The organism is Enterobacter sp. UCD-UG_FMILLET, assembly GCF_000762975.1.
Taxonomy (GTDB): domain Bacteria; phylum Pseudomonadota; class Gammaproteobacteria; order Enterobacterales; family Enterobacteriaceae; genus Enterobacter; species Enterobacter dykesii.
Genome location: NZ_JRJC01000036.1, coordinates 730,890 through 750,858, shown reverse-complemented (window position 1 = coordinate 750,858; position 19,969 = coordinate 730,890). Strand labels below are relative to the sequence as shown.

The following is a 19,969-nucleotide window of genomic DNA, read 5'->3' as shown; positions in this document are numbered from 1 at the left end:
GTTTTATGCAAACCGAACGTATGACCATGGCCCAGGCGCTGGTCCGGTTCCTTAATCAACAGTACGTCAGCGTGGATGGCAACGAAACGCCCTTCGTGGAGGGCGTGGCCACCATCTTTGGGCACGGCAACGTGCTGGGTATCGGCCAGGCGCTGGAGCAGGACCCGGGCCATCTGCAGATCATGCAGGGCTGCAACGAGCAGGGCATTGCCCATATGGCGACGGGATTCGCCAAACAGCACCGCCGTCAGCGCATTTTTGCCGTCACCTCCTCCGTCGGGCCGGGTGCCGCCAATATGGTCACGGCGGCGGCCACCGCCACGGCGAACCGCATCCCGCTGCTGCTGCTGCCGGGCGATATCTACGCCAGCCGCCAGCCGGACCCGGTGCTGCAGCAGATCGAGCAGTATCACGACCTCAGCATCAGCACCAACGACTGCTTCCGTCCGGTCTCCCGCTACTGGGACCGCATCAACCGCCCCGAGCAGCTGATGAGCGCCATGTTAAGCGCGATGCGAACGCTTACTGACCCCGCAGATACCGGAGCGGTGACCATCTGCCTGCCGCAGGACGTGCAGGGAGAGGCCTGGGACTACCCGCTGAGCTTCTTCGCGCGTCGCGTGCACCACATCGAACGCCGTCCGCCCGATCCGCAGCGTCTGGCGCAGGCGCGGGCGCTGATTGCCCGCAAGCGTCGTCCGCTGGTGGTGTGCGGCGGCGGCGTGCGCTATTCCGGCGCGCATGAGGCGTTTCGCGAATTTGTCGAGACGCTGCGGCTGCCGTTTGCCGAAACCCAGGCCGGAAAGGGGGCGCTGGTAAGTGACCACCCACTTAACCTGGGTGGCCTGGGCGTGACGGGCGGAATGGCCGCCAACCAGCTCGCGCCGCAGGCCGATTTAGTGATTGGCATCGGCACGCGCCTGACCGACTTTACCACCGGCTCCAAGGCGCTCTTTTCCCATCCGGACGTCGAATTCCTGCTGCTGAACGTGGCCGAGTTTGACGCCCTGAAGCTGGACGCCACCGCGCTGATTGCCGATGCCCAAACCGGGCTCCAGGCATTGACCCACGCGCTCGGGGATTACCGCAGCGGCTGGGGAGAGGCGATCGCCGATGCGAAATCCGCGTGGCGCGACGAGTGCCGCCGCCTGTGGGATCGCCAGTGGCGTCCGGACGACGCGCCCGAAGTGGCGGGGCACCTGGATGCGCAGCTGGCGGAATACGGCGAGGCGCTCAACACCCACCTGACCCAGACGCGGGTGCTGGGGCTGATCAACCAGCATGTTGAAGATAACGCCATCGTGGTGGGCGCGGCCGGTTCGCTGCCGGGCGATTTACAGCGTCTCTGGCAGGTCAAGACGCCGGACAGCTATCACCTGGAGTACGGCTACTCCTGCATGGGCTACGAGATTGCGGCGGCCCTCGGCGCGAAGCTCGCCAGACCCGAACTGCCGGTGTACGCCATGGTGGGGGATGGCTCCTACATGATGCTGCACTCCGAGCTGCAAACCGCCGTTCAGGAGGGCATTAAGGTCACCGTTCTGCTGTTTGATAACGCCAGCTTCGGCTGCATTAACAACCTGCAGATGGGGCACGGTATGGGCAGCTTTGGCACGGAAAACCGCCACCGCAACCCGAAAACCGGACGGCTTGACGGTCCGCTGGTGAAGGTCGACTTCGCGCAAAACGCGGAGAGCTACGGCTGCCGCGCGTGGCGGGTGAACGATGAGCAAAGCCTGCTGGCGGCGCTTGAGGCGTCGCGGGCGCATCCCGGCCCGACGCTGCTGGACATCAAGGTGCTGCCGAAGACCATGACCCACGATTACGCCTCGTGGTGGCGAACCGGTGATGCGCAGGTGGCGGCGTCGTCTGCCGTGCGTGAGGCCGCTGAGCAAACCCAGGCGCAGGTGAAAAAAGCCCGCCAGTATTGAGTTTTTCCGTTTTAACGAAATTTTCATTTCATTTTTCTTTTTCCCCTCCCCCTAACCCTCTCCCACCGGGAGAGGGGACGGATCGGTGTGGTTTTTTCTCCCTCGCCCCTTTGTAATGGCGGGGGCATCCCTACCGCCATGTTGTGAGATTGATAACAAAATTTATCTCATTCATCTCAAAAGTGTTAACCCGCACTCAAAAACATAATTTTCACTATTTATAAAAATGAAATAAATGTTTTATTTATAGGGTCGTTAGTTCACAGCATTCACCAACACCGGGAGCCGTTATGTTTAACATTGCTTTACTGGGCGCTGGCCGAATTGGCCAGGTACATGCAGCTAACATCGCCAGCCACGGCGCGACCACGCTCTGGTCCGTGGTTGACCCGAATCAGGAATTTGCCACCCGCCTCGCCACGCAGTATCAGGCCCGCCAGCAGAGCCTGGAAGAAGCGATGACCGACCCTAACGTTCACGCCGTGCTGATCGCCTCCGCGACCGATACCCACGCGGATCTGATTGAAATGGCCGCCCGCCACGGCAAGGCCATCTTCTGCGAAAAGCCGGTACATCTCGACCTCGCCCGCGTGCGCGACTGCCTGAAGGTGGTCAAAGAGTACGACGTGCCGCTGTTTATCGGCTTTAACCGCCGCTTTGACCCGCAGTTCCGCCGCGTGAAAACCGACGCGCAGGCCGGGCGCATCGGCAAACCGGAATCGCTGCTCATCATCTCCCGCGACCCGTCTCCCCCGCCTGCTGAGTACGTGCGCGTCTCCGGCGGCATGTTCCGCGATATGACCATTCACGACTTTGACATGGCGCGCTTCATCATGGGCGAAGAGCCGGTGTCGGTGTATGCCCAGGGCAGCAACCTGGTGGATCCGGCGATTGGCGAGGCGGGGGATATCGATACCGCGTTTATCGTTCTGAAATATGCCTCCGGCGCGATGGCGACCATCGTCAACAGCCGCCGTTCATCTTACGGCTACGACCAGCGCCTGGAGCTGCACGGCTCCGAAGGGCTGCTGTGCGCGGGCAACATTCTGGAAAACCAGGTGCAGCACTACGGCAAACAGGGCTGCACCAGCGCGCTGCCGGAACATTTCTTCCTGCAGCGCTACAAATCCGCTTACGCCGCGGAATGGGAACACTTTGTCGCGGTCCTGCGCGGGGAAGCGGTGCCTGACTGCAGCGGCGATGATGGTGAACGTGCGCTGTACCTCGCGGATAAAGCGCTGGAGTCACTGCGCAGCCAGCGCGAGATCGTCCTCTAAACACAACAACCCTACACAGAGAGACATAATAATGAAAAAACTGATCGTAGCCGCCCTCATCGCCATGACGTCCGGGGCCGCCCTCGCCGAAAACGAGCAAATCGTCTTCAGTACGCCAAACCTGGCCATGCCGTTTGAAGTTCACATGCAGCGCACGGCGGTGAAAGCCGCAAAAGAGATGGGCGTGAAGCTTCAGGTGCTGGACGGGCAGGGCAGCTCGCCGAAGCAGGTAGCTGACCTGGAAAACGCCATCACCCGCGGGGCGCAGGGCTTTATCGTCTCCCCGAACGACGTCAACGCGGTCTCCAGCGCGGTGGATGAAATTCAGGATGCGAAGCTGCCGGTGGTCACCCTTGACCGCTCCGTCGACAGCCAGAAGAAAGTGCCGCACTTTGGCGCCAACAACTACAAGGGCGGCCAGGCGATTGGCGATTTCGTCAAAACCAAATTCCCCAACGGCGCGGAGATCATTCTCCTCACCGGCCAGCCGGGCTCCTCTTCCAATATTGAACGCACCAAAGGGATCCGCGACAGCCTGAAGGCGGGCGGGGATAAGTACAAGATCGTCGCCGATCAGACCGGCAACTGGATGCGTTCTGAAGGGATGCGCATCGTTGAAAGCGTTCTGCCTTCGCTGCCGAAACGTCCGCAGGTAATCCTCTCCGCCAACGACGACATGGCGCTGGGGGCGATTGAAGCCCTGCAGAGCCAGGGCGTGAAGCCGGGCGAAATCCTCGTGACCGGGTTTGATGCGGTGCCGGAAGCGCTGGCCCGCGTGCGCGACGGCTGGCTGGCGGTAACGGCGGATCAGCGTCCGGGCTTTGCGGTGCAGACGGCGATGAGCCAGCTGGTGGCCAACGTGCGCGAGAAGAAAGCCATTACCGGGGCCGACTACCCGCCGACGCTGATCACCAAAGAGAACCTGCAGCAGGCTGAGCGTATCGGTGAGGCCGGTAACTGATATGTCCCGAGCCGCCTCCGGCGGCTCAACATGAGGAGGAGCAGACCGATGTCGCAACCCTTACTGAAAGTGACCGACCTGGCAAAAAGCTTTTCCGGCGTCTGGGCGCTGAGCAGCGCCCAGCTGACCGTCGGCGCGGGGGAGATCCACGCCCTGCTGGGGGAAAACGGAGCGGGAAAATCCACGCTGCTGAAGGCGCTCGCGGGCGCGCAGCCGCAAACGCGCGGGGAGATCTGGTTCAACGGCGAAACGCTGCCGGTGGACGACTCCCCGGTGGAACGGCAGAACAAGGGCATTATCACCATCTATCAGGAGTTCAACCTGCTGCCCAACATGACCGTCGCGGAAAACATGTTTCTCGGACGCGAGCCGCGTAAACGGAACCTGATCGTCGACGAAAGGGCGGTCAACCAGGAGGCGCAGGTCATTCTCGATTACCTGCAACTGAACGTTGCGCCGACCACGCCGGTCGCCCGCCTGAGCGTCGCCCAGCAGCAGATGGTGGAGATCGCCCGGGCGCTGACCCTCAACGCCCGCCTGATCATCATGGACGAACCCTCCGCCGCGCTGAGCGACAGCGAGGTGGAAAGCCTGCACCGCGTGGTGCGGGAGCTTAAAAACCGCGGCGTGAGCATTATTTACGTTACCCACCGTCTGCATGAAGTTTTCCAGCTCTGCGATCGCTTCACCGTTTTCCAGGACGGCCGCTTTACCGGCACCGGCGCGGTGGCGGAGACCAACGTCGAGCAGTTGATTCGCCTGATGGTCGGGCGCGACGTGGCCTTTAACCGTCGCCCCGCCAGCGAAACCCATCATGAAGACAAGCCCGTCCGCCTGGCGGTGAAGGGGCTGAGCCGCGAAAAGCCGCCGCTGGATCCGCACGGCATCGCCCTGCACGACATCAGCTTCCACGTCCACGCCGGGGAAGTTCTGGGCATTGCCGGGCTGGTGGGCGCGGGACGTACCGAAGTGGCGCGCTGCCTGTTTGGCGCAGACGCCTTTACCGCCGGGAGCTTTGAGCTGGACGGCGTGCCGTACCAGCCGCGCGACCCGCTCTATGCCCTCGATCAGGGCGTGGCGCTGGTACCGGAAGACCGCAAAAAAGAGGGGGCGGTGCTGGGGCTGTCGATTCGCGACAACCTGTCGCTCTCCTGCCTCTCCTCGCTGCTGCAGTGGCGCTGGTTCGTAAACACCCGCAAGGAGGACGACCTGATTGAGTCCTACCGCAAGGCGCTGCAGATCAAAATGGTCGACAGCGCGCAGGAGGTGCGCAAGCTCTCCGGCGGCAACCAGCAAAAGGTGATCCTCGCGCGCTGCATGGCGCTCAACCCGCGGGTGCTGATCGTCGATGAGCCGACGCGCGGCATCGACGTGGGGACCAAATCGGAAGTGCACCAGGTGCTGTTTGACATGGCGAAAAAGGGCGTGGCGGTGATCGTGATCTCCTCCGATCTGCCTGAGGTGATGGCGGTGTCCGACCGGATCATCACCCTCAGCGAAGGCCGGGTGACCGGCGAGATCCACGGCGACGACGCTAACGAAGAACGGCTGATGACGATGATGGCCATCAACCACAACGCCCTGAACGCGGCATAACGGAGTTTCTCATGACGCAGATGATTTCTAAAACGCAGGCCCCGGCCAAACGCGCCGGACGCATCGATCCCATCGCCTTCTTCGAGCGCTTCGGGGTGCTGATTTTCATGATCCTGCTGCTGATCTTCTTCCAGTCGCAGAACAGCAACTTTTTCTCTGAACGCAATATTTTCAACATCCTAACCGAAGTCTCCATCTACGGGATCATGGCCGTGGGGATGACCTTCGTTATTCTGACCGCCGGGATTGACCTCTCCGTGGGCTCCATTCTGGCGGTGTGCGCCATGACCGCGGCGTACGTCATTAAGGGCGACAACTTCACCACCGTCGATCCGAACGCCTGGGGGGGCATGAGCTGGCTGATTGGTCTGGGGATTTGTCTGGCGATGGGCACGGCGATTGGCTTCCTGCACGGTCTGGGCGTGACCCGCCTGCGCCTGCCGCCGTTCATCGTGACCCTCGGCGGGATGACCATCTGGCGCGGCCTGACGCTGGTGATCAACGACGGCGCGCCGATCGCCGGTTTCGACCCTGGCTACCGCTGGTGGGGGCGCGGGGAGCTGCTCGGCATCTCCATTCCGATCTGGATCTTCGCCATCATCGCCCTCGGCGGCTATCTGGCGCTGCATAAAACCCGCTGGGGCCGCTTCGTCTACGCCATCGGCGGTAACCCGGAGGCGGCTCGCCTGGCGGGGGTGAACGTGAAGCGCGTGCTGGTTAGCGTCTACGTGCTGATCGGCTGTCTGGCCGGGCTGGCGGGCTTCATTCTGAGCGCGCGTCTGGGGAGCGCCGAGGCGGTGGCCGGGATCTCCTTTGAGCTGCGCGTCATCGCCTCGGTGGTGATCGGCGGCACCTCGCTGATGGGCGGCTACGGGCGCATCGGCGGCACCATTATCGGCTCCATCATCATGGGGATTCTGATTAACGGCCTGGTGCTGATGAACGTCTCGGCCTACTACCAGCAGATTATCACCGGATTAATTATCGTTCTGGCGGTGGCATTCGATACCTATGCCAAAAGCCGTCGCGGCGCACTGTGAGGATCACGATGAAAGAGGTTCGTATTGGATTAATTGGCACCGGTTATATCGGCAAGGCGCACGCTATCGCCTATGCCCAGGCCCCGACGGTGTTCAACCTGCGCGGCAGGCTGGTGCGCGAGATGGTGGCGGAAGTCACGCCGGAGCTGGCGGCAGAGCGCGCGCGGGCGTTTGGCTTCAACCGCTCCACCGGGGACTGGCGGGCGCTGGTGGCCGACCCGGCCATTGACGTGGTGGATATTTGCTCGCCGAACCACCTGCATAAAGAGATGGCGCTGGAGGCGATCCGCCACGGCAAGCACGTCTACTCGGAGAAGCCGCTGGCGCTGAACGCCCACGACGCGCGCGAGATGGTAGACGCGGCGAAGCGGGCCGGGGTGAAAACGCTGGTGGGGTTCAACTACATGAAAAACCCGACGGCGCAGCTGGCGAAGGAGATTATCGCGCGCGGCGAGATTGGCGAGGTGATCCACTTCTACGGCACCCACAACGAAGATTATATGGCCGACCCGCTCTCGCCTGTTCACTGGCACTGCTTCAAAGAGACCGCCGGGCTGGGGGCGCTGGGCGACCTCGCGGCTCATATCGTCAATATGGCCCAGTACCTGGTCGGGGAGATTGAGCAGGTCTGCGGCGACCTGAAGATTGTGGTCCCGGAACGTCCGGCGAAGGCCGGATCGTCTGAGATGATTGCCGTCGAAAACGAGGATCAGGCCCACGCGATGGTGCGCTTCGCGGGCGGGGCGCAGGGCGTGATTGAAACCTCCCGCGTTGCCTGCGGCCGCAAGATGGGGCTGTCGTACGTCATCACCGGGACGAAAGGTGCCATCAGCTTCACCCAGGAGCGCATGGCCGAGCTGAAGCTCTATTTGCATGACGATCCGGTGAACCGTCAGGGGTTCCGCACGCTGCTCGTCGGCCCGGCGCATCCGGACTACGCCGCGTTCTGCATGGGCGCGGGCCACGGGATTGGCTTTAACGATCAAAAAACGGTGGAGGTGCGCGACCTGGTGGACGGGATTGCCGCCGACGCGCCGATGTGGCCGGACTTCGAAGAGGGCTGGAAGGTGTCGCGCGTGCTGGACGCGATTGCGCTCTCGCACCGGGAAGGCCGCTGGCTGAACGTGAACGACATTGTCTGATGAGGTATCAACGTGGAAAAGCAGTTTGATGTGATATGCATGGGCCGCGTGGCGGTAGACCTCTACAGTCAGCAGATTGGTGCCCGTCTGGAGGATGTGTCGAGCTTCGCCAAATACCTCGGCGGGTCGTCGGGTAACGTGGCGTACGGCACCGCGCGCCAGGGTTTACGTTCGTCGATGCTGGCGCGCGTCGGCGATGAACATATGGGCCGCTTCCTGCGGGAAGAGCTCAACCAGGTGGGCTGCGATACCAGCCATCTGATTACCGATAAACAACGCCTCACGGCGCTGGTGCTGCTCGGCATTAAAGACCGGGACACCTTTCCACTGATTTTTTATCGCGATAACTGCGCGGACATGGCGATTACCGCCAGCGATGTGGACGAAAGCTACATTGCCTCCGCACGTTGTCTTGCCATCACCGGGACTCATCTTTCTCATCCGCAAACCCGCGAGGCGGTGCTGACGGCGCTGGGCTATGCCCGCCGTCACGGCGTGCGCACGGTGCTGGACATCGACTATCGTCCGGTGCTGTGGGGGCTCACCGCCTTAGGCGACGGTGAAACGCGCTTTATCGCCGCCGATAAGGTCACCCGCGAGCTGCAGGAGGTGCTGCACCTCTTCGACGTCATTGTCGGCACCGAGGAGGAGTTTCACATTGCGGGCGGCAGAACGGATACCCTGCAGGCGCTGGAGCAGGTGCGCGCCGNGCTGACGGCGCTGGGCTATGCCCGCCGTCACGGCGTGCGCACGGTGCTGGACATCGACTATCGTCCGGTGCTGTGGGGGCTCACCGCCTTAGGCGACGGTGAAACGCGCTTTATCGCCGCCGATAAGGTCACCCGCGAGCTGCAGGAGGTGCTGCACCTCTTCGACGTCATTGTCGGCACCGAGGAGGAGTTTCACATTGCGGGCGGCAGAACGGATACCCTGCAGGCGCTGGAGCAGGTGCGCGCCGTCAGTGAAGCAACGCTGGTCTGCAAACGCGGCGCGCTCGGCTGCTCGGTCTATACCGACGCCATTCCGTCGCGGCTGGACGACGGCCTGACGGTGACCGGCGTGCGCGTGGAGGTGCTGAACGTCCTCGGGGCGGGGGACGCGTTTATGTCCGGCCTGCTGCGCGGCTACCTGAACGACGAAGGCTGGGAGCAGGCGTGCCGCTACGCCAACGCCTGCGGCGCGCTGGTGGTTTCGCGCCACGGCTGCGCCCCGGCGATGCCGAGCAAAATCGAGCNCGGCGCGCTCGGCTGCTCGGTCTATACCGACGCCATTCCGTCGCGGCTGGACGACGGCCTGACGGTGACCGGCGTGCGCGTGGAGGTGCTGAACGTCCTCGGGGCGGGGGACGCGTTTATGTCCGGCCTGCTGCGCGGCTACCTGAACGACGAAGGCTGGGAGCAGGCGTGCCGCTACGCCAACGCCTGCGGCGCGCTGGTGGTTTCGCGCCACGGCTGCGCCCCGGCGATGCCGAGCAAAATCGAGCTGGATGACTATCTCTCCCGCGCCGCGAACGTGCCGCGCCCGGACCTTGACCCGCGTCTTAACCACCTCCACCGGGTGACCACCCGCCGCCGCGAATGGCCGGAGCTGTGCGTGATGGCCTTCGACCACCGCAGCCAGCTTGAGGACATGGCATTGCAGTGCGGCGCGTCGCTTAAGCGCATTCCCGTGCTGAAGCAGCTGATCCTGCAGGCCAGCCGCGAGGCGGCGAGCCGCGCCGGGCTGGAGGGCAAAGCCGGCCTGCTGTGCGACGGCACCTTTGGTCAGGACGCGCTGAACGCCATCACCGGGGAAGGGTGGTGGATTGGTCGTCCCATTGAGCTGCCGGGCTCTAGGCCGCTGGAGATGGAGCACGGCAACATCGGTACCCAGCTTATCAGCTGGCCGCAGGAGCACGTGGTGAAGTGCCTGGTCTTCTTCCACCCGGAAGATGCCCACGGCCTGCGCCTGGAGCAGGAGCAGAAAATAGCCGAGGTGTACCACGCCTGCTGCCGGTCCGGGCACGAGCTGCTGCTTGAGGTGATCCTGCCCGCGACCATGCCGCGCAGCGACGAGCTCTACCTGCGCGCTATATCCCGCTTCTACAACCTGGGCATTTACCCGGACTGGTGGAAGCTGCCGCCGCTCTCCGCCGACGGCTGGACGGCGCTGAGCGAGATTATCGAACGCCGGGACCCGCACTGCCGAGGGGTGGTGATCCTCGGCCTGGACGCCCCGGCGGAACAGCTGCGCGCGGACTTCAAAGCCGCAGCGGGGCAGACGGTAGTAAAAGGCTTCGCCGTGGGGCGCACGCTGTTTGGCGATGCCTCCCGCGCGTGGCTGAAGCACGATATTGACGATGCGCAGCTGGTGGCGCGCATCCGGGACAACTACCTGCAGCTTATCGCCTGGTGGCGCGAGCGCGGACACGCATAATGGAGACGACAATGAGTGTGCAATTAGGCATTAACCCGCTGACGTGGACGAACGACGATCTGCCTTCTCTCGGCGCGGAGACGTCGCTGGAGACCTGTCTGAGCGAAGGTAAAGAGGCCGGTTTTGCCGGCTTCGAGCTGGGCAATAAATTCCCGCGCGAAGCGCGCCTGCTTGGCCCAATCCTGCAGCGTCACGACCTGCAGCTGGTCTCCGGCTGGTACTCCGGCCGCCTGCTGGAGCGCAGCGTGGAGGAGGAGATCGCCGCCGTGCAGTCCCACCTGACGCTGCTGCGCGAGCTGGGGGCGAAGGTGCTGGTGTTTGCGGAAGTGAGCGGCTGCATTCACGGCGAGCAGCAGACCCCGGTGCATCTGCGCCCGCGCTTCCCGCAGGAACGCTGGAAGGAGTACGGCGAGAAGCTCACCGAATTTGCCCGCTATACGCAGCAGCAGGGCGTGCAGATTGCCTACCATCACCATATGGGCACGGTGATTGAGTCTGCCGAGGACGTGGACAATCTGATGACTCACACCGGGGAAGCGGTCGGACTGCTGCTGGATACCGGCCATCTGACCTTTGCCGGGGCCGATCCTCTGGCGGTGGCGCAGCGCTGGGCGTCGCGCATCAATCACGTTCACTGCAAAGACGTGCGCGCCGACGTGCTGGCGGACGTCAAAAACCGCAAAACCAGCTTCCTCGATGCGGTGCTGAGCGGCGTGTTCACCGTGCCGGGCGACGGCTGCGTCGATTACCCGCCGATTATGCGGTTGCTGAAGGCGCAGGATTATCACGGCTGGCTGGTGGTCGAGGCCGAGCAGGATCCGGCGATTGCCCATCCGCTGACCTACGCCCGTCTGGGGTATAACAACCTGAGCCGCCTGGCGCGCGACGCCGGACTGATTTGAGGAGGGAACATGTCACGTCTGTTATCAGGCTGGCAACAGCCGAACGCGGAGGGGCGCACCCAGTCCGTTACGCCGGAAAGCGCAGGGTGGGGCTACGTCGGCTTTGAGGCGTATGAGCTGCAGGAGGGGCAGACGCTGACGCTGCCCGCCGTTAGCGAAGAGCGCTGTCTGGTGCTGGTCGCCGGACGCGCCTCCATCCGCACGCCTTCCGCACAGTTTAACGACATCGGCGAGCGGATGAGCCCCTTCGAGCGCATCAAGCCGTGGGCGGTTTACGTCACCCCGCAGGAGTCGGTGCAGGTGAAGGCGCTGACGACGCTGGAGCTGGCGGTCTGCGCCGCGCCGGGCAAAGGCACCTATCCGACGCGGCTGATTGCCCCGCAGGATATCGACGGTGAAGCGCGCGGCAAATGTCATAACCAGCGCTACGTGCATAATATTTTGCCGGAAGATAAGCCCGCCGACAGCCTGCTGGTGGTGGAGGTGTGGACCAGTGAAGGCTGCACCAGCTCGTACCCGAGCCACAAGCACGACACGGATAACCCGCCTCAGGAGACCTATCTGGAGGAGACCTACTACCATCGCCTCAACCCGGAGCAGGGGTTCTGCATGCAGCGCGTCTATACCGACGACAGAACGCTGGATGAGTGTATGGCGGTTTATAACCGTGACGTGGTGATGGTGCCTAAGGGCTACCACCCGGTGGCGACGATGGCCGGGTATGACAGCTACTACCTCAACGTGATGGCCGGTCCGGTGCGTAAATGGATGTTTACCTGGGAAGAGGACCACGCGTGGATTAATCGGGATTATCCCGCGAACAGGGAGCGCTGAAGCGGTCTTTTTTGCCGGGTGGCGCCGTGCTTACCCGGCATAAAGTCCGCAAAAATACTACTTTGCTTCAACCGCCTGCGCAATCGTCCGGGCGATAGCCTCCGGCTGGCTGACCATAGACACGTGGCTTGCCGCCACCTCGGCGGTTTTCGCATGGATCGTCTTCGCCATCGCCCGTTCAAGATCGGGGTTGATCATTCGGTCATTCTTGCTGACCACATACCAGCTAGGTTTGTCATGCCACGCCGCGTGGGCAACCTTTTCACCAAACGCCTCGGCCTTAATTGGCCCCTGCGTGGCCGCAATGGTCTGTTGTTCTACCGGTTTCGCGTCAGGCGCGAAATCCTTCCTGACGGCGTCCGCTGGCAGGTATAAATAGCCGTCCGCCGATTTAGCAATGCCCGCGCTGCCCGGCGGGGCAGGGAAGCTTCCTGCCAGATCCGCCGTCGACTGGCCGGAGTTCGGCGCGAACGCCGCCACGTACACCAGCGATTTTACCCGCGCATCGTTGCCCGCCTCGCTAATCACGGTGCCGCCCCAGGAGTGGCCTACCAGCACCACGTCACCCTCGGCGCGGGCGATGGCCCGCCGCGTGGCCGCAACGTCATCCTTAAGCGACGTGAGCGGAAGCTGGACGGCAATGACTTCTGCGTGCTGCTTCTGCAAAAGGGTAATTACCTTATTCCAGCTGCTGCCGTCGGCAAACGCGCCGTGCACCAGCACGACGCTGGTATTACTCTGCGCAAAGGCGCTGGCGGAAAGTGCCAGCAGGCCTGCCGTGACTACAGACAGTGCTTTCATCTTCAGACTCCTTAAAAATGGTGGACCGCCGCATGGGGCGGGACGGTGAATTCAACGGTTTTGTGGTCGAGCGGCTTATGCGTCGGGTCGGCCAGAATTATCGTCACCTTGTGTTTACCGGCGGGCAGCCCTACCAGGATCACCGGTTCTCCGCTGGCGTCAGCCCAGTGCCATGGCGCGTCATCCACCACCACGTGAATGTGCCCGATGCGCGGGGTGACCTTGAGCGCGTCGGGGCCGAATACCGGCTCGATGCGCAGGTTTTCGGCCCGATACTGTATAAACACCGCGCCTTTGCTCAGCGGCCCGGCAAGCGGGGGATCGACGATCAGCCTGGCAGGCGGCTGCGGGTGTTCCAGCGGCGCAACGGCTGCGGGGCCGTTCACGTCCGCGGCGCTCAGGTTGTCCAGCGGTGTGGCCTGGGCATGGGCTACAGAGGCCAGGACAAGCAGGGGGATAAGTGCATAGCGATGAATCATGGGTTCTCTCCTCATCGGTTCTGAATGGCGACAGGGAAAGAAAACCATTTTTATGTATCGGAGATATTTGCCGGAGGCGGGGTTTTGTACCCGTTTGTCAGCGTGGCGCTCTGGATACAGTGCGATACAGTTTGCCTGCGTGGACGGCGCACAATCGCTATCGCCAGCCCGGCAATCACCAGCGTCAGGCCCGTTGATATCCACATTGCACCCGCTATCCCCAGCGTTTTATTCAGCCACGCATAGGCGAACGGTGAGGCTGCCGCCATCAGCTGGCCGGGGATAAGCAGCATGCCCGTGCGGCGGGCATAGCTTTCGGTACTAAACAGCTCCAGCGGCAGGGTGGCTTTTACGATGGTGACCAGCCCGTTGATGGCGCCATAGCCCAGCACAAACCCGGCCGCACACCACGCAAACAGGGCGCTGCTCATCCCCAGAAGAAAGCAGAGCGGCATGGCGAGGGCGGTGAAAAGGGTCAGCCTGAACGGCGTTAAGCGAGCGCCCGCCAGCACCTCCACAGAACGAGCGCCCGTCTGGCCGATCCCCCACAGCATCCCGATGGCGACCGGCAGGCCGAAGTGGGCAATAAACTCCGGCAGATGGGTGGACGTGCCGTTAGAGACAAAGGTGATGAGGGCAATGAAGGCGGCATAAAGCCAGCCGTTACGCCGCTCGTTGTCCCGCGGCGGCGCGGCGACCCTTGTCGTCACCGTCAGCCGCTGTCGGGGAAGCGTTCGAATCAGCATCGCGCTCAGCAGGCCGAAGAGAGCGTAGACGCGCAGCGCCTCCTGCCAGCTCATGACCTGAAGCAGAGCATCGCCCAGCGGCCAGAAAACCGCGGAGGCCAGCCCGCCCGCCAGCGTGACGCGTGAGATCGTTCTTCGCGCCTGCTGCCCGTAGAGGTTTACCAGCGCGGCGAACAGCGCATCGTACAGCGACAGGCGCATCCCTGTGCCGCCGATAAGCCAGGCGCAGTACCAGCCAAAAAGCGTCTGGCTGTACGCCATCCCCGCGCAGCTTGCGGCGATCAGCAACGTGCCGCTCATTACCACCTTCTGACCGCCAAAGCGTGCCAGCAGGCGGGCGACAAATGGAGAAATCGCCGCCATCACCAGCATCGCCAGCGTCAGACCGAGGTAAATCTGCGGTGATGACCATCCCCGGTCGGCTGAAATCGCCAGCGCAAAGGTGCCGGGCATATAAAACGAGATCCCCCAGTTGATGAGCTGATGACATCCCGCCGTGAGGGCGAGGCGGCGTGGCAGGGCGGGTGTTTCCATTAGTTTTCATTCCGTTATGCAGTTGTCCTGAGCATAACTCGCGCGCTATTGTGCTGGCAGGGCAGCAACCTTATGCGCGGTATAAGAGAAACTTTGAATGACAACGCTTAATCTGGGCTATCTCGCCACGTTCCGTCTGGTGATCCAGCGCGGCAGTTTTTCAGCGGCAGCGGATGCGCTGGGTATCTCCCAGCCCGCCGTCAGCCTGCAAATACGCCAGCTGGAGCAGTTTCTGCAAACGCGGCTGGTGGAGCGTACCGGGCGGGGGATTAAGGCGACGGCTGCCGGGCAGGCGTTGCTGGCGCACGGAGAGCGTATTCAACTGGCGGTGGATGACGCCATCCGGTCCGTGAGCGCATTCAGCCACGATGTGAGCGGCACCATTACGCTTGGCACGGGGGCAACGGCCTGCATCCATCTTCTGCCGCCGCTGCTGGAGAAGTTGCGGCGCGACTATCCGCTCCTGAGGGTGGGGGTGACGACGGGCAACACGCTCGATATCGTCAGGGCCATCGAAGAGAACCGGCTCGATATGGGACTGGTGACGCTGCCGGTAAGTGGCAGATCGCTGGACGTCATGCCGGTAATGGACGAAGAGTTTGTTTTTATCGCGTCGCGTGAGCAGCAGGATGCTTTCAGGGACTTTACCCCGGAGGCGCTGCACGCTCAGCCGCTGATTGCCTTTGAATCAGGCAGCGGTACCCGGGCGCTGATCGATGGCTGGTTTGCGGCTAATGGATTAGCGATCGCACCGGTGATGCAGCTTGGCAGCATCGAGGCGATCAAACGCATGGTTCGCGCGGGACTGGGCTACAGTATTGTGCCGCGAATGGCGGTCGAAAAGGATGTCGATCGCGAAGGGCTACGCGTGATGTCGCTTACGCCCATGCTGCAGCGGCAGCTGGCGGTGGTAATGCGGCAGGATAAAATCCTCAGCAAAGGGATCGCGGCCATTATTCGGCTCGTGCAACATCCTTCGGCTGTTTAGCGATCGGCGGTGTCGACGGTCAGGCTGGATTGCTGCGACTGGGTTTTGTCCTGATGGTGGTACCAGGCGCCAATTGAAGAGTAAACGAAGCGGCCAAAGAAAAACAGGAAGCTGATGAGCAGTATGATGCGGGTCATTCGGGTATTAAATTGATGTCGTTTTCGCATACGCGTGACCTGACTCACTCTGTTTTTCCTGGATAAGCCCTTTTGGGCGACAAGGATATTAAGGCACAGCGGGAAGACGGGGTCAATTCTGCTGTGTGTAAATAACCGTCAATGTTTACATTAATTAGTGTTATTGAAATTAGTTAAGGCATTTACCACATTGATAATATGAAGAAAATGATTTCAAAAAAACGCCGCAAACAGATATTTGCGTAAAATAGTTTGATTTAAGTCAACGGCTTCCCGGCCCTTATATTTAAAATCCTTCCTCCACACAGTTCGCCCGCACGCTGCCGGGCGGCGCGTACGTCAGGTTGGATGCCTGTCTTTATTTTCCCTCTGGAGCGAAAGGGGTTTAACCGGGCATCTATGAACATTCTGGCTTTCCTGAAAAAAAATGAAAACCGCTGGTGGGCATTACCGCTTATTTTGCCTGTGGTTTTACTTCCCGTGCTGAGTATCGCGAATACCTTCACACAGCTGGGCGACGGCATTGCGGCACTCTATTATTTACCCCTCTCATTTTTGCTTTCGCTGATGATGTTTTTTGGCCTGGAAGCGCTGCCCGGGATCGTATTGTCGCTGTTTATCCGCTATTACCCGTCGGTCGGGATGTTTGAAACCTTCGCGGGGATCCTCCATTTTGTCGTTCCATTAGTGCTGAGCTGGGGTGGCTACCGGGTATTTGCGCCCAGACGGAATATGACCGCGTACGGCGACGTGCGGCTGATGGCGCAGCGCATCTTCTGGCAGGTATTCTGCCCCGCGACGCTGTTTCTGGTGCTGTTTCAGTTTGCGGTGTATTTAGGCGTGTATGAGAGCCGTCAGAGCCTTGCGGGATTAAACCCCCTTAATGTTCGCACGCTTATCAACTATCAGACGCTGCTGGTCAGCGGTCTGACGGGCGTGCCGCTGAGCTATCTGCTGATCCGCCTGCTTCGTCATCCGCGCTATCTCAAAAGCCTTCTCTCGCAGATCCGTTCCGGGATAGACAAAAAGGTGACGGTCGTTGAGTTGTTGGTGTGGGCTATAGCGCTTGGCGGACTGCTTTCGCTGCTGCTGATTCCGATGAATGAGAACAGCTCCATTTTCACCACCAACTACACCCTTTCCCTGCTGATGCCGGTGATGCTCTGGGGCGCGATGCGTTTTGGCTATAAGCTGATTTCGCTTATCTGGACGCCGATACTGCTGGTATCTATTCACTATTTTTACCGCTATATCCCGGTGAACCCGGGGTATGACATTCAGCTGGCGATCACCTCTTCCAGTTACCTGGTCTTCTCGTTCGTGGTGATTTATATGTCGATGCTGGCGACCCGGCAGCGCGCGGCGAACAAACGCTCCCGCAGGCTGGCGCTGCTCGACCCGGTCGTCCATATGCCTAACCTGCGGGCGCTGTCGCGCGATCTGGCGAAAAACCCGTGGTCGGCGCTCTGCCTGCTGCGCATTCCGGAGCTGGAAATTCTCGGCCGAAATTACGGTGTGTTGCTGCGGATTCAGTACAAGCAGCAGCTGGCGCAGTGGGTGAATGGCATTCTCCAGCCCAATGAGCTGGTCTATCACCTGACCGGGTATGACCTGGCGGTACGGCTTAACGCGGAATCGCACCAGCAGCGTATTGAAGCCCTGGACGAGCATATCAAGCAGTTCCGCTTTGTCTGGGACGGCATGCCGCTGCAGCCGCAGGTGGGCGTGAGCTATTGCTATGTCCGGTCCCCGGTTAACCATCTTTATCTGGTGCTGGGCGAGCTGGGCGTGGTCGCCGATCTGTCGCTCTCCTCCAACCATCCGGAAAATCTTCAGCAGCGTGGGGCCGTCCATTTGCAGCGCAACCTTAAGAATAAAGTCGCAATGATGAGCCGCCTGCAAAAGGCGCTGGATAACGACGAATTCACCCTGCTGGTTCAACCCGTTCGCGGCATGCGTGGCGATTGCTATCACGAGGTCCTGCTCCGGATGCCGGATATCAACGGGCTATTGATTTCCCCCGACCAGTTCCTGCCCGTCGCGCAGGAGTTTGGCCTCTCCTCGCGGGTAGATTTGTGGGTGCTGGAGCACACCCTGCGCTTTCTCGCCGCGCATCGCGAAAGACTGCCCGGCCAGCGCTTTGCCATTAATCTTGCCCCGTCGACCGTGTGTCGGGTGCAGTTTCCGCTTGAGGTGAGTCGCCTGCTGGCGAAATACGCCATTGAGCCGTGGCAGCTGATCTTTGAAGTGACGGAGTGCAGCACTTTTTGCAATGCGGAGCAGGGGCTCTACATCCTCCGGCAGCTGCAGAAAATGGGGGTACGTATTGCGATTGATGATTTTGGCACCGGCTATGCGAGCTATGCGCGGCTGAAAAGCGTGGACGCGGATATTCTCAAGATTGACGGCAGCTTTATCCGAAATATCGTCAACAACAGCCTGGATTATCAGATTGTTGCGTCTATCTGCCATCTTGCGCGCATGAAGAAAATGCTGGTGGTGGCGGAGTATGTCGAAAGCGAAGAGATACGTAGCGCGGTTCAGGCGCTAGGCATCGATTATGTGCAGGGTTATCTGGTTGGCAGGCCGGCACCGCTTGAGTCACTGCTGGAAGCAGAGGCGTCCACCGCGGACGCCTGATCCGTTACGCGGCGACGTCGGCGCTCTCTTCTTCAATTTTGAGCAGCCAGCCGGTGACGGCTTCCCAGTACTGCTGCTCTTTTTCCAGATCCAGCAGGACCAGCGCGTTCTGGCTGAACCAGTCGTGCGGGAAGCTCAGCGTCCAGTGATGGTCGTCTGTTTTCAGTTTTAACGTTGGCGGCGTCGTTGTCGCCTGACGCTGGTTATTGAGCAGCACGCCCAGACGCAGCAACTGAATAAGCGGCAGGAACTGTTTTTTCTTGAACAGCGTAAAGCGCGGCAGGTCGTCGAGCTTGATGGCCTTGCGGTGATAACGCACCAGGGTCGCCATCATGGTTTGCTGCTCCTGGTTGAAGCCAGGCAGATCGCTGTTTTGCAGAATGTAGGCCGAATGGCGGTGCATCCCGCTGTGGTTGATGTTCAGCCCCACCTCGTGCAGCATCGCGGCCCATTTCAACAGCGCGGCAAGCTGCGGGTGCGCGAGCTTCGGATTCTGCTCCTGCCACTGTTCGTACATCTGCACCGTGGTGTCCAGCACGCGCTTCGCCTGTTCACGGTCGATGTTGTACTGGTTGGCGAGACTTTGCGCGGTGCGGCTGCGAATATCCTGATGGCGGAAGCGGCCTTCCATCTCATACAGCACGCCTTCACGCAGCGCGCCGTCCGACAGACGCAGCTCTTTTATGGCGAGGGCATCAAACACGCCGCAGAGAATAGCCAGCCCCGGCACGAATACCGCTTTACGCTCGTCGGAAAGACCCGGCAGGCTTAAGGCGTCAAAACTTTTATGCTTCAGCACCTCTTCGGTCAGCAACGTCAGGCGTTCGGGCGTGATAAACCCGTCTTTTTCACCCATCGCCAGCAGCACTTCATGCGCCGCCTTGATGGTGCCCGACGCGCCCAGCGCCACGTTCCAGCCCTGAATACGGTACTGCCAGGCCAGGTTTTCCAGCTTCTGGACGGCCGCCATACGCGCGCGCTGGAAGTTCTCGCGGGTGATGGTGCCGCCCGGGAAATACATCTGCGCGAAGCTGACGCAGCCCATACGGCGGCTTTCCACCAGGCGCGGCTCAAAGTCTTCGCCGATCACCAGCTCCGTTGAGCCACCGCCGATATCGATAACCAGCTTGCGCCCTTTTTCCGGCTGGGTGTGCTCAACGCCCATGAAAATCAGACGCGCTTCTTCGTTGCCGGAGATGATCTCAATCGGGTAGGGGATCACCTTTTCGGCCCGCTTGAGGAACTCCGGGGCATTCAGGGCCTGGCGCAGGGTGTGGGTGCCCACGATGCACACGCTTGAGGGAGAGAAGCCCTGCAGGCGTTCAGCAAACAGCGACAGGCAGTTTAACCCGCGCTCCATCGCCTCTTCGCTGAGCATGCTGCGTTCATCAAGACCATCCGCCAGGTGTACGCGCTGCTTCAGACGACCGATGATCTGCAGCGCGCCATCCACCTCACGGGCGATGACCATGTGGAAACTGTTAGAGCCAAGGTCGACCGCGGCGAATTCCTGCGGGCGTGGGGTCTTATCATTTATCGGCATAGG

General features: G+C 61.3%; 14 protein-coding genes and 4 pseudogenes. 13 read left to right on the top strand and 5 right to left on the bottom strand.

The window, feature by feature from the left end:
- Positions 1–5: 5 nt before the first annotated feature.
- The 11 genes and pseudogenes from iolD to iolB all read left to right on the top strand — a co-directional run bounded on the left by iolD (position 6) and on the right by iolB (position 12,098).
- A complete protein-coding gene (iolD, locus tag LA04_RS18485; RefSeq protein ID WP_047652666.1) occupies positions 6–1,931 on the top strand; it encodes a 3D-(3,5/4)-trihydroxycyclohexane-1,2-dione acylhydrolase (decyclizing) in 1,926 nt (641 codons plus the stop codon).
- 290 nt (positions 1,932–2,221) lie between these two features.
- Positions 2,222–3,208 (top strand): inositol 2-dehydrogenase, encoded by a 987-nt coding sequence (gene iolG, locus LA04_RS18480; RefSeq protein ID WP_047652665.1) that lies wholly within the window; start codon positions 2,222–2,224, stop codon positions 3,206–3,208.
- A gap of 31 nt (positions 3,209–3,239) precedes the next feature.
- Entirely contained in the window at positions 3,240–4,169 is a 930-nt protein-coding gene (locus LA04_RS18475; protein ID WP_021241824.1) for a sugar ABC transporter substrate-binding protein, read from the top strand.
- Between the two features lie 48 nt (positions 4,170–4,217).
- Positions 4,218–5,765: a sugar ABC transporter ATP-binding protein gene (locus tag LA04_RS18470; RefSeq protein WP_047652664.1), complete on the top strand. Its 1,548-nt coding sequence runs from the start codon at positions 4,218–4,220 to the stop codon at positions 5,763–5,765.
- Positions 5,766–5,776: 11 nt separating this feature from the next.
- Positions 5,777–6,805 carry an ABC transporter permease gene (locus LA04_RS18465; protein ID WP_047652663.1) on the top strand — a complete coding sequence of 343 codons (1,029 nt, stop codon included), beginning with the start codon at positions 5,777–5,779 and terminating at the stop codon, positions 6,803–6,805.
- An 8-nt stretch (positions 6,806–6,813) separates the two neighbouring features.
- On the top strand, positions 6,814–7,947 hold the full coding sequence (locus LA04_RS18460) for a Gfo/Idh/MocA family protein (protein ID WP_047652662.1): 1,134 nt from the start codon (positions 6,814–6,816) through the stop codon (positions 7,945–7,947).
- A gap of 39 nt (positions 7,948–7,986) precedes the next feature.
- Positions 7,987–8,652 (top strand): annotated as a pseudogene (locus LA04_RS25330) (PfkB family carbohydrate kinase); the annotation flags it as partial.
- Between the two features lie 198 nt (positions 8,653–8,850).
- A pseudogene (locus LA04_RS25325) lies at positions 8,851–9,165 on the top strand (PfkB family carbohydrate kinase); the annotation flags it as partial.
- An 18-nt stretch (positions 9,166–9,183) separates the two neighbouring features.
- Positions 9,184–10,362: pseudogene (locus LA04_RS25320) on the top strand (PfkB family carbohydrate kinase); the annotation flags it as partial.
- An 11-nt stretch (positions 10,363–10,373) separates the two neighbouring features.
- Positions 10,374–11,264 carry a myo-inosose-2 dehydratase gene (gene iolE / locus LA04_RS18445; RefSeq protein WP_047652661.1) on the top strand — a complete coding sequence of 297 codons (891 nt, stop codon included), beginning with the start codon at positions 10,374–10,376 and terminating at the stop codon, positions 11,262–11,264.
- 9 nt (positions 11,265–11,273) lie between these two features.
- On the top strand, positions 11,274–12,098 hold the full coding sequence (gene iolB, locus LA04_RS18440; RefSeq protein ID WP_047652660.1) for a 5-deoxy-glucuronate isomerase: 825 nt from the start codon (positions 11,274–11,276) through the stop codon (positions 12,096–12,098).
- A 57-nt stretch (positions 12,099–12,155) separates the two neighbouring features.
- On the opposite strand, the gene LA04_RS18435 is transcribed toward iolB, so the two are convergent.
- The 3 genes from LA04_RS18435 to LA04_RS18425 are packed head-to-tail and all read right to left on the bottom strand — an operon-like array spanning position 12,156 to position 14,658.
- Positions 12,156–12,899: an alpha/beta fold hydrolase gene (locus tag LA04_RS18435; RefSeq protein ID WP_047652659.1), complete on the bottom strand. Its 744-nt coding sequence runs from the start codon at positions 12,897–12,899 to the stop codon at positions 12,156–12,158.
- Between the two features lie 11 nt (positions 12,900–12,910).
- Positions 12,911–13,378, bottom strand: a complete 468-nt coding sequence (locus tag LA04_RS18430; protein ID WP_047652658.1) for a DUF6130 family protein — start codon at positions 13,376–13,378, stop codon at positions 12,911–12,913.
- Between the two features lie 50 nt (positions 13,379–13,428).
- On the bottom strand, positions 13,429–14,658 hold the full coding sequence (locus LA04_RS18425) for an MFS transporter (RefSeq protein WP_047652657.1): 1,230 nt from the start codon (positions 14,656–14,658) through the stop codon (positions 13,429–13,431).
- A 72-nt stretch (positions 14,659–14,730) separates the two neighbouring features.
- On the opposite strand from LA04_RS18425, the pseudogene LA04_RS18420 reads away from it, so the two are divergent.
- A pseudogene (locus LA04_RS18420) lies at positions 14,731–15,646 on the top strand (LysR family transcriptional regulator).
- Here the strand turns inward: LA04_RS18420 and LA04_RS18415 are convergent.
- Positions 15,643–15,813 (bottom strand): YfgG family protein, encoded by a 171-nt coding sequence (locus tag LA04_RS18415; RefSeq protein ID WP_023333002.1) that lies wholly within the window; start codon positions 15,811–15,813, stop codon positions 15,643–15,645. The pseudogene LA04_RS18420 and the gene LA04_RS18415 overlap by 4 nt on opposite strands.
- Before the next feature lie 369 nt (positions 15,814–16,182).
- Here LA04_RS18415 and LA04_RS18410 point away from each other — a divergent pair, with 369 nt between their 5' ends.
- Positions 16,183–18,423 (top strand): EAL domain-containing protein, encoded by a 2,241-nt coding sequence (locus LA04_RS18410; protein WP_047652655.1) that lies wholly within the window; start codon positions 16,183–16,185, stop codon positions 18,421–18,423.
- Between the two features lie 4 nt (positions 18,424–18,427).
- Here LA04_RS18410 and ppx read toward each other — a convergent pair whose 3' ends face one another.
- Positions 18,428–19,966 (bottom strand): exopolyphosphatase, encoded by a 1,539-nt coding sequence (ppx, locus tag LA04_RS18405; protein WP_023308773.1) that lies wholly within the window; start codon positions 19,964–19,966, stop codon positions 18,428–18,430.
- Positions 19,967–19,969: the final 3 nt, after the last annotated feature.

Bases quoted from the DNA above. Each gene is read 5' to 3' on its own strand.
- iolD (WP_047652666.1), top strand. From the start codon at position 6: ATGCAAACCGAACGTATGACCATGGCCCAGGCGCTGGTCCGGTTCCTT.
- iolG (WP_047652665.1), top strand. From the start codon at position 2,222: ATGTTTAACATTGCTTTACTGGGCGCTGGCCGAATTGGCCAGGTACAT.
- LA04_RS18475 (WP_021241824.1), top strand. From the start codon at position 3,240: ATGAAAAAACTGATCGTAGCCGCCCTCATCGCCATGACGTCCGGGGCC.
- LA04_RS18470 (WP_047652664.1), top strand. From the start codon at position 4,218: ATGTCGCAACCCTTACTGAAAGTGACCGACCTGGCAAAAAGCTTTTCC.
- LA04_RS18465 (WP_047652663.1), top strand. From the start codon at position 5,777: ATGACGCAGATGATTTCTAAAACGCAGGCCCCGGCCAAACGCGCCGGA.
- LA04_RS18460 (WP_047652662.1), top strand. From the start codon at position 6,814: ATGAAAGAGGTTCGTATTGGATTAATTGGCACCGGTTATATCGGCAAG.
- iolE (WP_047652661.1), top strand. From the start codon at position 10,374: ATGAGTGTGCAATTAGGCATTAACCCGCTGACGTGGACGAACGACGAT.
- iolB (WP_047652660.1), top strand. From the start codon at position 11,274: ATGTCACGTCTGTTATCAGGCTGGCAACAGCCGAACGCGGAGGGGCGC.
- LA04_RS18435 (WP_047652659.1), bottom strand. From the start codon at position 12,899: ATGAAAGCACTGTCTGTAGTCACGGCAGGCCTGCTGGCACTTTCCGCC.
- LA04_RS18430 (WP_047652658.1), bottom strand. From the start codon at position 13,378: ATGATTCATCGCTATGCACTTATCCCCCTGCTTGTCCTGGCCTCTGTA.
- LA04_RS18425 (WP_047652657.1), bottom strand. From the start codon at position 14,658: ATGGAAACACCCGCCCTGCCACGCCGCCTCGCCCTCACGGCGGGATGT.
- LA04_RS18415 (WP_023333002.1), bottom strand. From the start codon at position 15,813: ATGCGAAAACGACATCAATTTAATACCCGAATGACCCGCATCATACTG.
- LA04_RS18410 (WP_047652655.1), top strand. From the start codon at position 16,183: ATGAACATTCTGGCTTTCCTGAAAAAAAATGAAAACCGCTGGTGGGCA.
- ppx (WP_023308773.1), bottom strand. From the start codon at position 19,966: ATGCCGATAAATGATAAGACCCCACGCCCGCAGGAATTCGCCGCGGTC.